Annotated in this window: 10 protein-coding genes and 1 pseudogene; all 11 read right to left on the bottom strand. The window is 48.2% G+C overall.

Going from position 1 to position 13,233, the window contains the following annotated elements:
* Window positions 1-412: 412 nt before the first annotated feature.
* Window positions 413-1,168: a hypothetical protein gene (locus DW085_RS07075; protein WP_118491996.1), complete on the bottom strand. Its 756-nt coding sequence runs from the start codon at window positions 1,166-1,168 to the stop codon at window positions 413-415.
* Window positions 1,169-1,608: 440 nt separating this feature from the next.
* A complete protein-coding gene (gene nspC / locus DW085_RS07070; protein ID WP_118491994.1) occupies window positions 1,609-2,781 on the bottom strand; it encodes a carboxynorspermidine decarboxylase in 1,173 nt (390 codons plus the stop codon).
* Between the two features lie 106 nt (window positions 2,782-2,887).
* The gene (locus DW085_RS07065) at window positions 2,888-4,090 is read right to left on the bottom strand and encodes a saccharopine dehydrogenase family protein (RefSeq protein WP_022360539.1); all 1,203 of its coding nucleotides are present in this window, start codon (window positions 4,088-4,090) and stop codon (window positions 2,888-2,890) included.
* A gap of 207 nt (window positions 4,091-4,297) precedes the next feature.
* A pseudogene (gene speB / locus DW085_RS07060) lies at window positions 4,298-5,172 on the bottom strand (agmatinase).
* Window positions 5,153-6,013, bottom strand: a complete 861-nt coding sequence (gene speE, locus DW085_RS07055) for a polyamine aminopropyltransferase (RefSeq protein ID WP_107000123.1) — start codon at window positions 6,011-6,013, stop codon at window positions 5,153-5,155. The pseudogene speB and the gene speE overlap by 20 nt, the downstream one beginning before the upstream one ends.
* A gap of 28 nt (window positions 6,014-6,041) precedes the next feature.
* Complete coding sequence (locus tag DW085_RS07050) at window positions 6,042-7,619, bottom strand: aminotransferase class I/II-fold pyridoxal phosphate-dependent enzyme (RefSeq protein ID WP_284525732.1); 1,578 nt, start codon at window positions 7,617-7,619, stop codon at window positions 6,042-6,044.
* A gap of 81 nt (window positions 7,620-7,700) precedes the next feature.
* The gene (gene speD, locus DW085_RS07045) at window positions 7,701-8,468 is read right to left on the bottom strand and encodes an adenosylmethionine decarboxylase (RefSeq protein WP_118468053.1); all 768 of its coding nucleotides are present in this window, start codon (window positions 8,466-8,468) and stop codon (window positions 7,701-7,703) included.
* Between the two features lie 511 nt (window positions 8,469-8,979).
* A complete protein-coding gene (locus tag DW085_RS07040) occupies window positions 8,980-9,747 on the bottom strand; it encodes a prolipoprotein diacylglyceryl transferase (protein WP_118491990.1) in 768 nt (255 codons plus the stop codon).
* 206 nt (window positions 9,748-9,953) lie between these two features.
* Complete coding sequence (locus DW085_RS07035) at window positions 9,954-12,053, bottom strand: heavy metal translocating P-type ATPase (protein ID WP_118491988.1); 2,100 nt, start codon at window positions 12,051-12,053, stop codon at window positions 9,954-9,956.
* Window positions 12,054-12,178: 125 nt separating this feature from the next.
* Window positions 12,179-12,493, bottom strand: a complete 315-nt coding sequence (locus tag DW085_RS07030) for a DUF6110 family protein (protein WP_118491986.1) — start codon at window positions 12,491-12,493, stop codon at window positions 12,179-12,181.
* Window positions 12,494-12,669: 176 nt separating this feature from the next.
* Window positions 12,670-12,945 carry a transcriptional repressor gene (locus tag DW085_RS07025; RefSeq protein ID WP_118491984.1) on the bottom strand — a complete coding sequence of 92 codons (276 nt, stop codon included), beginning with the start codon at window positions 12,943-12,945 and terminating at the stop codon, window positions 12,670-12,672.
* Between the last annotated feature and the right edge of the window lie 288 nt (window positions 12,946-13,233).

The following is a 13,233-nucleotide window of genomic DNA, read 5'->3' as shown; positions in this document are numbered from 1 at the left end:
CAATAGCAATGATACTTGAAATAATAGCAATAATATCAGTCATTTTACAATCCATATCTTCCCTCCTAAAAAGTTTGCATATCATTACCACAAAAATTAAAATATTATAATGTTTAAATTTATTGTTTTTCTTTTGTGAAATAGATACTTTTTATATCACATCTTATAAAATGCGGTTTTGCCTTGTAAATACAGCGTTTTCCGCCTGTTAGTGTATAGTGTCTTTTGTTTTTTGTGCCCCCCTTGTTAGATAACGGGGGCTTAATCTTCGCTCGCCACAGGCTCGCTCACAGACGAAGTAAACCAGCCACTTGCAAGACATGGCAGAAAAATCTGAAAGATTTTCCTGCCACCGTGTCTGGATCACTCCGTCTGCCTAACTAATAATATAGTATTATGTAAAAATGTCATTTTATTTAGGTACATCTACCGAATAGCTTAAACAGTCACCTCTTTTGTTACTTTGTAAGTCATTGTAATACCATAGATACATGACTCTGTCATATACATTGATTTCAATTACACCGTCCGGTTTTTGTCCTTCTACTTCCAATGAATAGATTTCTTTATCATGTGCATAGCCGTAAACAAAACGCTTGCTTGGATAATCGGGGTTTAAGTCTTGTTGGAAATCACTTAATTTCAAAGAAGAGTGAATAAGCTCTGTAATATCATCTAACAAAATTCTATCTCGTTTCGTTGTAACCGGTGTAGCATTTATAAATGCGTATTGTGTATGCCCATTCTGTATCTGCTTTTTACAACGAGCCATTACTAAGCCTTGAATATCATCGTTATCATTTCCAGCCCGATAGAAAATCGTATCATATTTTTTGCCTTGCCATATATGCAAGGTTTCATCAACATGATTAAGAAAATCAGCAGGAACCGAAAGTTCCTCATTTTCAGCATTCAAAGTGGAAAGTTGAATAGCTTCTTCAATCGTGTCATAATATACAAGCTTGGCATTATTTTTATCATAATCATTTATCGTAAATTCCACGTATTCATTATCTTTATTTTCTTCTTCCGGAACATAAGTATAACGACCATTTTCAATATGGTCATTATATTCAACATCAACAAATAACCCAATCCCTATCAGAGCTACAAAAATCAAAGAAATCGCTCCAATTATGATTAACATTATTTTCAAAAATTTTTTCATGGCATACACTTCCTTAATCACTTCAAGTTTATCTATTATTATTTATCATATTATATCATTAGAAAATTGAGTAGTCATCACTTTTCTAGTATCTGTCAGAATATTTTTTATTCCATAAATTATCAAGAGTGTAAACATTGCTACGCAACAAGCTCTTGACAATTCATGTCCTAAAAAATGATTAATAATCAAGCAGAAAAAGAATAGTTATACTGTATTACAGCAACAAAAAAGACATCTCATATTCTGTATGAAATGCCAATTTTGCCTTTATTTATGCTGTTTTCTCTGTCGTATCAAGGTTCTTTCATTCGTAGTAAATTAGTGGTAAAATTCTTTTATTTTTTGTTTCATATTGCTTAAAATCCCTGTGTTTATGCGGATAATTCGATTTTTACTCTTTTTCAATTAAAAATACAATCCCTCGGCTCGCCCCAGACTTACAACCGTCCCACAAAATCCTCATATCCAAACGCCCGCACCACTTCCGCTGTCCCATCTTCATGCCGGTATACGATCGACGGAAGCGGCATTCCATTAAAGGTATTATTTTTGACCATCGTATAGAGCGCCATATCGCCAAACACCAGCCGTCCACCCTCTTTTAGCGGTGCATCAAACGAATAATCCCCGATGCAGTCCCCCGAAAGACAGGTTGGTCCGCCCAGGCGGAACGTATACGGCTTTTCGCCCGCTTCTCCCGCTCCGATAAGCGGCGGACGGTACGGCATTTCCAGCACATCCGGCATATGGCAGGCTGCCGAGGTATCCAGAATCGCAATCTGCATGCCGTTTTCCATCGTCTCCAGTACGGAAGTTACAAGAAATCCCGCGTTTAAGACAACTGCCTCGCCCGGTTCCAGGTATACTTCCACACCATATTTTTCGCGCAGCCCGCGCACCAGGCGGATCAGGCGTTCCCGGTCATAATCTTCTCTCGTAATGTGGTGTCCGCCGCCCAGGTTCAGCCATTTTACCTTTGAAAACCAGGCTCCAAACTTCTCCTCCGCTGCCCGCAGCGTCGTCTCCAGGTCATCTGAATTCTGCTCGCAGAGCGTATGCATATGAAATCCATCCAGATACGGAAGGATAGTTTCTTCAAAGTTCCCCGCCTCCGAAAGCATCGGAAGAGTCGTCCCCATGCGTGATCCCGGCGCACACGGATCATAGATCGCGTGACCCTCCTGCGTGGAACACTCCGGGTTCAGCCGGAGTCCCGCCTGTTTTCCGGCTTTTTTTACTTTTTCACCATATTTCAGCACCTGCCCCGGCGTATTAAAAACGATGTGGTCGGCATAATTTAAAATCTCATCAAACTCATCCGGGCGGTAGGCGGCAGAAAACACATGGGTCTCCCCGCCAAACTCCGTTTTTCCAAGCCGCGCCTCATAAAGCCCGCTCGCCGCGGTTCCCGACAGATACTGACGAATCAGCGGGTAGACCGAATACATGGAAAATGCTTTCTGTGCCAGCAGAATCCGGCATCCAGCCCGCTCTGCCGTATCTTTCAAAATTTCCAGATTTTTCTTTAAAAGCGTCTCATCCACCACATAAAATGGCGTGCGGATCGCCGCCGTGTCCCGGAGAACCCCAGCCGCCTCCCGTTCCTGCATCTGTTTTCCTTCCTTTCCTTCTCGCTTCCATCTTCCCTGTCCATTCTCTTCCTGCGCCTAAAAAACGCAAAATAAAACCAGTTTCTTACATGGAGGTATTTTTATCTTAATCCACCAGTGCCGGATCCCAGGATTCCTTCCACGGAAGTCCCCATTTATTTAACGCATCCATAAATGGATCCGGATCAAATTCTTCAATATTATAAACGCCCGGTTTCTGCCAGGTTCCATTCATCACCAGCATCGCACCGATCATCGCCGGTACACCGGTTGTGTAGGAGATCGCCTGGGAACCAACCTCTTTGTAGCACTCCTGATGATCACAGATATTATATAAGTAATACTTCTTCTCTTTTCCATCCTTCTTACCCTGGAAAATGCATCCGATATTCGTTTTTCCAACAGTACGAGGACCAAGGGATGCCGGATCCGGAAGCACTGCCTTTAAGAACTGCAGCGGTACGATCTCTTTTCCTTCGTACATAATCGGCTCGATCGAAGTCATGCCGACGTTCTCCAGACACTTTAAATGGGTCAGGTAACTCTGACCGAAGGTCATGAAGAAGCGGATCCGCTTGATTCCCGGCATATTGAGCGCCAACGATTCGATCTCCTCATGGTGAAGCAGGTACATATCCTTCATGCCGACGCCGTCAAAATCATACTCTCTCTTGATCTCCATCGGTTTCGTCTCTACCCAGTGTCCATCTTCCCAGTAAGAACCGTTTGCCGACACCTCCCGGATATTGATCTCCGGGTTAAAATTGGTTGCAAACGGATAGCCGTGGTCGCCGCCGTTACAGTCCAGAATGTCGATATAGTTGATTTCGTCAAATTCATGTTTCAGCGCATATGCCGAAAACACACCGGTTACACCCGGATCAAAGCCGCTTCCCAGCAGTGCGGTAATGCCCGCCTCTTTAAATTTCTCACGGTATGCCCACTGCCATTTATACTCAAATTTTGCCGTGTCCTCCGGCTCATAGTTCGCAGTATCGATATAATGGGTCTTCGTCGCCAGGCAGGCATCCATGATCGTCAGATCCTGGTACGGAAGCGCCAGGTTCAGCACCACATCCGGGTTAAATTTCTCAATCAGGGCAATCAACTCGTCCACGTTGTTTGCATCCACCTGTGCGGTCTGGATCTTTGTCTTGGTGGTTCCCTCTAATTTTTCTTTCAGCGCATCGCATTTGGACTTCGTCCGGCTTGCAATGCAGATCTCCTCAAATGCCTCGCTGTTCTGGCAGCACTTGTGAATTGCTACGGAAGCTACGCCTCCACATCCGATAATTAACGCTTTTCCCATCTTTTTTTCCTCCTGTATTCTGAAATGTACTCTGTTTTTGTTCCATTTTATAATCCAAATTTCACATTTGCTTTTGTTCAAACACTTTTCAGTTCATGTCTCAAACACACACTTTTATTTGATGATACCAGGGTCAAAAGGTCAGAAGTTCGACGCAAGCTTGCTTGCAGGAGAATTTTTGACCTTGGGACCCGCCAAAAACATTTCTTACTTAATCTTTGGATTTCCCAACAGCGCCAGCAGCATCTCCCTTACAATCTTGCACGCCACCGCCGTCGATGCACCGGACGCATCCAGCGCCGGGGATAATTCATTCACATCACATCCAACAATCCAAGCTGCACTGCAGATCTGCGTGACTGCCCGTCGAAGTTCCTCAAAACTGATTCCGCCCGGTTCCGGCGTTCCTGTTCCCGGAAACACACTCGGATCCAGCACATCCAAATCCAGGGTAAAATACACCGGTTTTCCTTCCAGTTTCCGAAGAGTTTCCTGAAGGCTTCCATATCCACGATAAATGGATGCGTCGTCACGTGTTCTTTTCCCCAGCGCCATTCCTCCCGGTCGCCGGAGCGGATACCAAACTGCGTGATTCTGCCGTCTCCCAGGACTTCCCAGCAGCGGCGCAGCACACAGGCGTGCGAAAGTTTCGCACCCAGATAATCGTCCCGCAGATCAGCATGTGCATCAAAATGGATGATATGCAGATCCGGATATTTCTCTGCCAGCGCCTGCACCGGTGCCAGCGTCACCAGGTGCTCGCCGCCCAGCATAAATGGTATCTTGCCATCCCCGGCAACCTCCGCCGCCCGTTCCCGCAGATCCTTTAACGCCAACGATGCGTCACCAAAGCAGAGCTCCTGATCGCCCGCGTCAAACACGGCGTAATCGGTCAGATCACGGTCCTGGTACGGCGAATACGATTCCAGCCCATAGGATTCCGAGCGGATCGCCCGTGAGCCGAACCGGGTGCCCGGGCGGTACGAAGTGGTTGAGTCAAACGGCGCGCCGTAGAGCACGATCCCCGCCTCCTCATAGCTGGCGTCACACGCCAGAAACGTCTCAATATTTGCCTTCAACATCTTCTAACATCTCCTCCACATATGCCGGCAGGTAAAATGCCCCTTTATGCAGGGTCGTCGTATAATACCGGCAGTCCAGCCCCCGCAGGTTCCATCTTGTCTCATCCAAATTCTTTAACGGATGGTATTTCTTCGACGCAAATCCAAACAGCCAGTGCCCGGACGGGTAGGTCGGGATATGCGCCTGATAGACGCGGCTGATCGGAAACGACTCTACGATCCGCTTATGTGCCCGCTTGCACGCCTCCGCGTCCTCGGCATAAAACGGGCTTTCATGCTGATTGACCATGATGCCGTCCTCTTTTAACGCCTTATAGCAGTTCCCGTAAAATTCCCGGGTAAAAAGTCCCTCGCCCGGTCCAAACGGATCGGTCGAATCCACGATGATCAGATCGTATTCATTTTCCTTAAAGCGGACATATTTCAGCCCATCCTCATAGTGAATCGAGAGTCTCGGATCATCGAGACGGCACGCTGTCTTCGGCAGATATTTCCGGCAGACCTCCACCACCAGCGGGTCGATCTCCACCATATCAATGTGCTCGATCTCCGGATAGCGGGTCAGCTCCCGGATCACGCCTCCATCCCCGGCTCCAATCACCAGTACCTTTTTGACCAACGGATGCACTGCCATCGGCACATGCGTGATCATTTCGTGATAGATAAATTCATCCTTTTCCGTCAGCATCATATATCCATCCAAAGTCAGAAACCGCCCAAATTCCGGCGAATCAAAGACATCGATCCGCTGAAACTCGCTCTTTCCGCTGTAAAGCTGGCGATCCACCCGGATGGAAATTTTTACATTTGGCGTATGATTCTCTGAAAACCAGAAATTCATAATTTTCCCCTTTCTATCTACTGCTTATCTATTTCAGCACATTCAGGTGCTCAATCCCCGGATCCTCCGGTCCAGTCATTGAACATCCTTTTTCCAGCGCATACGCAATGTAGTCAATGATCTCTTCCGTGATCTGCTCGCCCGGCGTCAGAATCGGGATGCCCGGCGGATAGCACATGACAAACTCACTGCACACACGTCCGGCTGTCTCGCGGATCGGAAGAGATTCTTTTTCTCCGTAAAATGCCTCCTGCGGCGACATCGCCACAATCGGGTCAATATAGTCAAAATCCATCAGCGTCGATTTATCCCGGCTGAACCGGCGCTTGATCTCCGCCAGTGCGCTGACCAGGCGCTCTACCTCCCGCTGCCGATCACCGATGGAGAGATATGCCAGAATATTTCCCAAATCACCAAATTCCGCCTGGATATCGTACTCGTCCCGGAGAAGATCATAAACCTCGATCCCCGCCAGCCCGATATCGCGCGTGTGAATTGAAAGTTTGGTCACATCGAAATCATAAATGCTGTCGCCGTTCACCAGCTCCTTCGAATAGGCATAATAACCGCCAATCCGGTTGATTTCTGTTCTCGCATACTCCGCCAGCTCCACCACCTGCTTAAATGCCTCACGCCCGCGAAGCGCCAGGTTCCGTCTGGAGATATCGAGGCTGGAAAGGAGCAGGTAGGAACCACTCGTCGTCTGCGTCAGATTGATAATCTGGCGGACATACCCGGCGGACATACCCGGACCCGTCAGAAGAATCGAGCTCTGCGTCAGGCTTCCGCCTGATTTGTGCATCGAAACCGCCGCCATATCCGCCCCAGCTGCCATCGCGGAAACCGGCATATTTTCCCCGAAATAAAAATGGGTTCCATGCGCCTCATCAGCTAAACACAACATCCCATGCTCATGTGCCAGCTTTACAATCGAGCGCAGATCCGAACAAATGCCGTAATACGTCGGATTGTTCACAAACACCGCCTTAGCATCTGGATTTTCCTTGATCGCCCGGCGCACATCTTCCACACGCATTCCAAGAGGAATCCCCAGTCTCTTATCGCCAGCCGGATTCACATAGACCGGAACCGCGCCTCCAAGCACCATCGCGCCCATGACGCTGCGGTGGACATTTCGCGGCAATATAATCTTCTCGCCCCGCTTGACTGCCGTCAGCACCATGCTCTGGACCGCCGATGTCGTACCGCCGACCATCAGGAATGCGTGTGCCGCCCCGAATGCCTCAGCCGCCAGCTGCTCTGCATCCGCGATGACAGACACTGGGTGGCAGAGGTTATCGAGCGGCTTCATGGAATTGACGTCCAGCCGCATGCAGGTCTCTCCTAAAAGTTTCGTCAGCTCCGGGTTGCCGCGCCCCCTCTTGTGCCCCGGAACATCAAACGGCACCACGCGCATCTTCTGAAATGCTTCCAGCGCCTCATAGATCGGCGCGCGCTCCTGGGTCAGCGCGTCATCTCTTCGACTGCCTTCCCCTGTTTCCTCCTGTCCTGAAGCTTCCCTTCTGCGCCGTGTACTCCTTCCGACGCCCGGCTCCAGATTTCTTCTCTCTTCTTCCATCTGCCGTTCCTCCTGAAACTCACTCATTCGTTTCTTCTATCGAATTTCCCTGGTTTTCGCGGTATTTTCCAGTCAAACTCTTCTCTTTCCTCTCAAAAAGCATTTCTTTTAAAACACATTTCTTCCGCTGAAAATTTCAATCATCTCCCGCCGCAGGCTCTCCATAATACTGAGTCTGGTGGTCGGCGGAAGTTCATAAACATCTGTCTTAAACAGATAATTCTGCAGGTCGATCTCTTTCAGCATCATCTTGGTATGGAACAGATTTGCCTCGTACACATTGATATCGACCACATCGTAGCGCCGCAGCGTTTCCTTGGAGATATAATCCTGAATCGAGCGGATCTCACGATCCATAAACAACTTTTTTCCGTCCACATCCCGCGTGAACCCACGCACCCGGTAGTCCATCGTGATGATGTCCGAATCAAACGAACCGATCAGGTAATCGAGTGTCGAAAGCGGCGTGATCTCCCCGCAGGTCGCCACATCGATATCCACCCGGAAGGTCGCCAGACAGGTTTCCGGATGGTATTCCGGATAGGTATGGACGGTCACATGGCTCTTGTCCAGATGCGCCACCTGCGTCTCCCCCTGCACCGGCACCATCGAGCCTTCTGCAATCAGAAGCGTGACCGAAGCCCCCTGCGGATCGTAGTCCTGCTGGGAAATACTCAATACCCGCGCCCCGATCATATCCGTCAGCGATGTTAGGATCCGGGTCAGGCGTTCCGAATTGTACTGCTGATCGATGTAGGCAATATAATCCTTCTGCTCCCTCGGTGTCTTGGCATAACAGACATCATAGATATTAAAGCTAAGCGCCTTTGTCAGGTTATTAAAGCCGTATAATTTTAATTTTTCGCTGTGATCCATATCTTCCTTCTCCTGAAATATAAATGGTGTTGATCAAAAAAGCGGATGATGTGTCTCCACATCATCCGCAAAAACGTTCTTTTTCTGCTTCGCACTATTTTTACAAATCTGCCGTATATCTGCGAAATCTTCCCTTGTCCCTATTTACCGCATATACTGCACATTGCTTCAAACCTTTTTATCCACAGAAATCTTACATTCAGAGTCTATATAGCAAATATCTACTTTTACCACTCTTATTGACCGTTTTACAAGTTGATGTGCATGAGCACTGGTTGTAAAGTAACCAACTTATAAAATTGAGCTTTTAACTCAATCAATAGGGCAGTTCGCACTGCCAATCGGCATTTGACCCGGCTGTCCGTATGGCCATTCCCTGTTTCACAGGTGGTCAGATATATTTGCATGGATGACTCTTAAAATGTTAAGATTTTCCATATCAGAGGTATCATACAGCAATTTTGGTAAAATGTCAAGAATGATTTTTATTTGGGTTGACATTTGAAAATTTTCACTTTTCTAACGGTACTTCCGTCCGCTTCCCGCAGAACGCAAACATCGCCACGCCCGCCGCAAAGATAAACAACGAGATAAACTGTGAAGTCGAGAGGGATCCGACCGCTCCCCGGTTCAAATCACCGCGGAAAAATTCCAGCACGAAGCGTCCCAGACTGTAGCAGATCAGATACAGTGATACCACCTGCCCCTGTTTTTTGCACTTTTTCGCCGCATAGAGAAGCAGCAGGCAGTGCAGAAAATCCAGACCGCTTGAGATGAGCTGGGTCGGAACCAGCGGAATGTTATTCGGGGCAAAATCCGAATTGTGGAACACGATCGCAAAATGGCTGTGGGTCGGCATACCGTAGCAGCAGCCAGCCAGGAAACAGCCGATCCGTCCAAATCCCTGCGCGAGTGCAACCGACGGCATGACCAGATCCGCATACTGGAAAAAGGAAATATGCTTGATCCGGCTCAACACATAGCCGCCCAGCACGCCGCCGATGATGCCGCCATATACGACAAATCCATCGCTGATATCCAAAAGTTTCTTCGGATTTGCCAGGATCTCATCAAAAATTGTGACATAGTACAGAAGCTTAGCGCCTAAGATTCCGCACACGACACCGCAGATCGCGATGGAGAGGATCATATCGACGTCCATCCCCCGCTTGTTTGCCCGGTACTCTGCCATGTAATACGCAGCGATAATGCCGATGCCAATCATCAGACCATAACCATGAATCGTGATGCTGCCGATTGTGAATAAGTCATTTTTCATGAAAGGTTTATCCTCCGTTTTAATTTAATGTACGCTCTCTGATGCTTTTCGATTATAGCATTATTTATATGAAAAAACAAATGTTAATAGATAGCAGAAAAACAGACGTAAAACAGGCTTTTTTCTTCCCATTCTACATCTGTTTCACTGTACTTATTTTATAATTGAGGATACAATCAAGCTAATCAAGCCAGTATCCAGACTCCTTACGCCTCTTCCCGCTCTTCCTCCGGCAGCAGGTTCGTCATGCTCTTTAAGCTGATCGCCAGTGTCGAGCTGTTGTGCAGCAGCGCCGACATAGACGGTGTGATGATACCAGCCACCCCCAAGAGAATCAGACCTAGGTTGAAGCTGATGACGAAACGGTAGTTTCCATGGACACGTTTCATCAGATCCATGCTCAGATGACGCAGAAGCACGACTTCATCCAGGGAATCTTTCTTGATCGTGATATCCGCGATCTCTCTGGCAATCTCTGCGCCCTCGCTGACTGCGATGCCCGCGTCTGCCGCTGACAGGGCCGGTGAATCGTTGATGCCATCACCGATCATGATAACTTTGTGGCCTTTCGCCTTCTCCTCCTCAACAAAGCGCGCCTTATCCTCCGGAAGTACCTCGGAGAAATAATCATCCACGCCGACCCTCTTCGCGATCGCCGCTGCGGTCCGCTCGCTGTCGCCGGTCATCATGACAATGCGCTTAAATCCAGCCTCTTTTAACTGGCGGATGACAGACGGTGCTTCCTCACGCAGCGGATCCTCGATGCAGATAACGGCTGCAAGCTGTCCGCCGATTGCCATGTAAAGATGGGAACAATTTTCCGGAAGGTTCTCAAACTTCTCTTTTCCATCCTCCGGCAGTGTGCACTTCTCATCCTCAAATACGAAATGGTGGCTTCCAATCACGACGCGTTCTTCGCCCACATAGGTAGCGATACCGTGCGCTACGATGTAATCCACTCTCGAGTGCATCTCTTCATGTACCAGATGACGTTTTTTCGCTTCCTGTACGACCGCATTTGCCATCGAGTGCGGAAAATGCTCTTCCAGGCAGGCTGCGATACGAAGCAGTTCTTCCTTCTCCATGCCGTTGAAAGATACCACATCGGATACAACCGGTTTTGCCTTGGTCAGGGTTCCGGTCTTGTCAAATACGATCGTCTCCGCTTCGGCAACAGCCTCCAGAAACTTGCCGCCCTTGACCGTAATGTGATGCTGGCTTGCCTCACGCATCGCAGACAGGACTGCAAGCGGCATTGCCAGTTTCAGTGCACAGGAGAAATCAACCATCAGGATCGACAGTGCTTTCGTCGCATTGCGGGTCAGCAGATAGGTAAGCGCGGTACCGCCCAGACTCCACGGAACGAGTGCATCTGCCAGGTTTGATGCCTTGCCTTCAACAGAGGATTTAAGCTTCTCCGAATCCTCGATCATCTGTACGATACGCTCATAACGGGTGGAGCCGGCGGATTTTTCTACCTTGAAGGTAATCTCGCCCTCTTCCAGCGCGGTTCCTGCGTAAACATAGCTGCCCGGCTCTTTTCTGACCGGCTGGGATTCGCCGGTCATCGAAGCCTGGTTGATCATCGCCTCGCCGCTCACTACGACGCCATCCAGCGGAATCACTGTACCCATATGGACGGTCAGCTCGTCGCCCGCGGTAACATCCGAAAGCGGTACAAAGACTTCGGTCCCGTCCACTTTCTTCCAGACCTTTTCCACGTTCAAAGACATGCTCCGCGCCAGATCACCAACGGATTTCTTATGTGTCCACTCCTCCAGAAGCTCACCGACGCCGAGCAGGAACATAACGGAGCCAGCTGTATTGAAATCGCGGCGCAGAAGGGAAACACTGATCGCCGTCGCATCCAGCACCTCCACATGCAGCTTGCGCTTAAATACGAGGCAGTGGATACCTTTCACGATATAACGGATCGCCTGCACGGACGTATACACCGCCCGGACCGGCGCCGGGAGAAATGTCTTCGTCACAAAGCGGGTCAGTACCTTCTGAATCAGCTTTTCTTTGTACTCCTGATTCAGGGCGCGTCCGCTGCTTTTAACTGCCATCTCCTGTTTTTCGGTAATCTGACCATCAAACGCCGCTACCTGTACGAGTACCGCCTCCCGATCCTCCTTATAATAGATAACCGCATCTGCTGTCCGCTCATACACCTTAGCCGCCGTCACGCCGTCCAGACCAAGCAGATACTGTTCCAGAACATCCGCTTCGCGCACGGTATGGAATTTCCGGGCAAGGCTGATACGAATTCTTCCTTTGATTTCATGCTTTATAATGAATTTCATGATTCATCTTCCTCCGGTTATAGAAGAGCTGCCGCGAAACAGCATCGTATGCTATCCTGCGGCAGCCCCCTTTTATTTTTAATGTATTCTCGGAGTCTCTTCTGATTCACTCCAGACATCCGCAATTACTGCTCTGCCTTCTCAGACTCCGGTGCGGCCTCGGTTGTCTCAACAGTCTCGTTGAAATCCTCATCCTCACCAAAGCTCTCATAGCCGCGAGCCTCGTTGATCTGCTTTGCCTCTGCAAGGATGTCCTCTGCGTTCTCCTGGATATTGGTAGCGGTGGTCATCACACAGTCACGTGCACGAAGTCCGGCTGCTACACAGTTTACGTAAAATTTCTTTGCATCCTCGCTGCTAAGAATCTTAACACCTGCTGTTCCAAACAGAACGCCGCCTGCAAATAAACCTAATTTTTTTAATTTGAAAATGTCCATCATGATTACTCCTCCTCTGATATTATCTAATTATATTCACATATGATTTTTGAAAACTTTTTATTCCATTTCAAATGCGAATATTGATGCATTTAATGACTCATTTCTGAGGTACAAGTAGATAGTAACAGCTTATCCCCATGATAGTCAAACCTAACTTTCCTTATTGAGATTTTTTATCAGCTAGCATCTGAAGTTATACTTGACAGCTCATCCTCATTCCGCAGAGAATACTGGCGGCAACGGTTTAAAACGCCGATTTCTTCCAGCACTGCAACCATCCGGTACACCGTTGCCTTGCCGATCCCCGGGTCGCGCTTGGAGGCCTCGTAGTAGATCTCCTTACAACTGCTCCATCTTCCCTCCAGGATCACATCCAACATGATCTTTCTTTGATCGGTCATCCGTTTCCCCCGTCTCTTCAGTTCGCTGATAATCTGCTCTCTCTGCTGCATCGTATCATCTCTCTTTCCATATCTTCTAAATTATTTTTCCGCACATCTGCCGTTTCCGTCCACAACCCGGCTTTTTATTAGCGCAGACTAACTGTTCGTTTAAAATATATAGCATACTCTGCTTGCCACTCTTTTTGCAAGTACTAAATTCCGCTTTTGTCTCTGGCTCAGCCTCATTAAGTCCTTAGATACGACTCGCACTAAGTGCTCATATTATATTGTGTTTCATCAAAAACAAAACATAATTAGCATGAACAAACTCAGGTTAGAATGCCGCAACTCAAGTTA

Origin of the sequence: Clostridium sp. AF50-3 (assembly GCF_003477445.1) — a bacterium.
Classification (GTDB): domain Bacteria; phylum Bacillota; class Clostridia; order Lachnospirales; family Lachnospiraceae; genus Otoolea; species Otoolea fessa.
The sequence above is the reverse complement of the archived record's forward strand: the minus strand, read 5'-3'. Positions and strand labels throughout refer to the sequence as shown.

What these genes read in the sequence shown, in the direction of transcription:
- DW085_RS07075 (WP_118491996.1), bottom strand. Translation starts at nt 1,168, where the DNA reads ATGAAAAAATTTTTGAAAATAATGTTAATCATAATTGGAGCGATTTCT.
- nspC (WP_118491994.1), bottom strand. Translation starts at nt 2,781, where the DNA reads ATGCAGGAACGGGAGGCGGCTGGGGTTCTCCGGGACACGGCGGCGATC.
- DW085_RS07065 (WP_022360539.1), bottom strand. Translation starts at nt 4,090, where the DNA reads ATGGGAAAAGCGTTAATTATCGGATGTGGAGGCGTAGCTTCCGTAGCA.
- speE (WP_107000123.1), bottom strand. Translation starts at nt 6,013, where the DNA reads ATGAATTTCTGGTTTTCAGAGAATCATACGCCAAATGTAAAAATTTCC.
- DW085_RS07050 (WP_284525732.1), bottom strand. Translation starts at nt 7,619, where the DNA reads ATGAGTGAGTTTCAGGAGGAACGGCAGATGGAAGAAGAGAGAAGAAAT.
- speD (WP_118468053.1), bottom strand. Translation starts at nt 8,468, where the DNA reads ATGGATCACAGCGAAAAATTAAAATTATACGGCTTTAATAACCTGACA.
- DW085_RS07040 (WP_118491990.1), bottom strand. Translation starts at nt 9,747, where the DNA reads ATGAAAAATGACTTATTCACAATCGGCAGCATCACGATTCATGGTTAT.
- DW085_RS07035 (WP_118491988.1), bottom strand. Translation starts at nt 12,053, where the DNA reads ATGAAATTCATTATAAAGCATGAAATCAAAGGAAGAATTCGTATCAGC.
- DW085_RS07030 (WP_118491986.1), bottom strand. Translation starts at nt 12,493, where the DNA reads ATGATGGACATTTTCAAATTAAAAAAATTAGGTTTATTTGCAGGCGGC.
- DW085_RS07025 (WP_118491984.1), bottom strand. Translation starts at nt 12,945, where the DNA reads ATGCAGCAGAGAGAGCAGATTATCAGCGAACTGAAGAGACGGGGGAAA.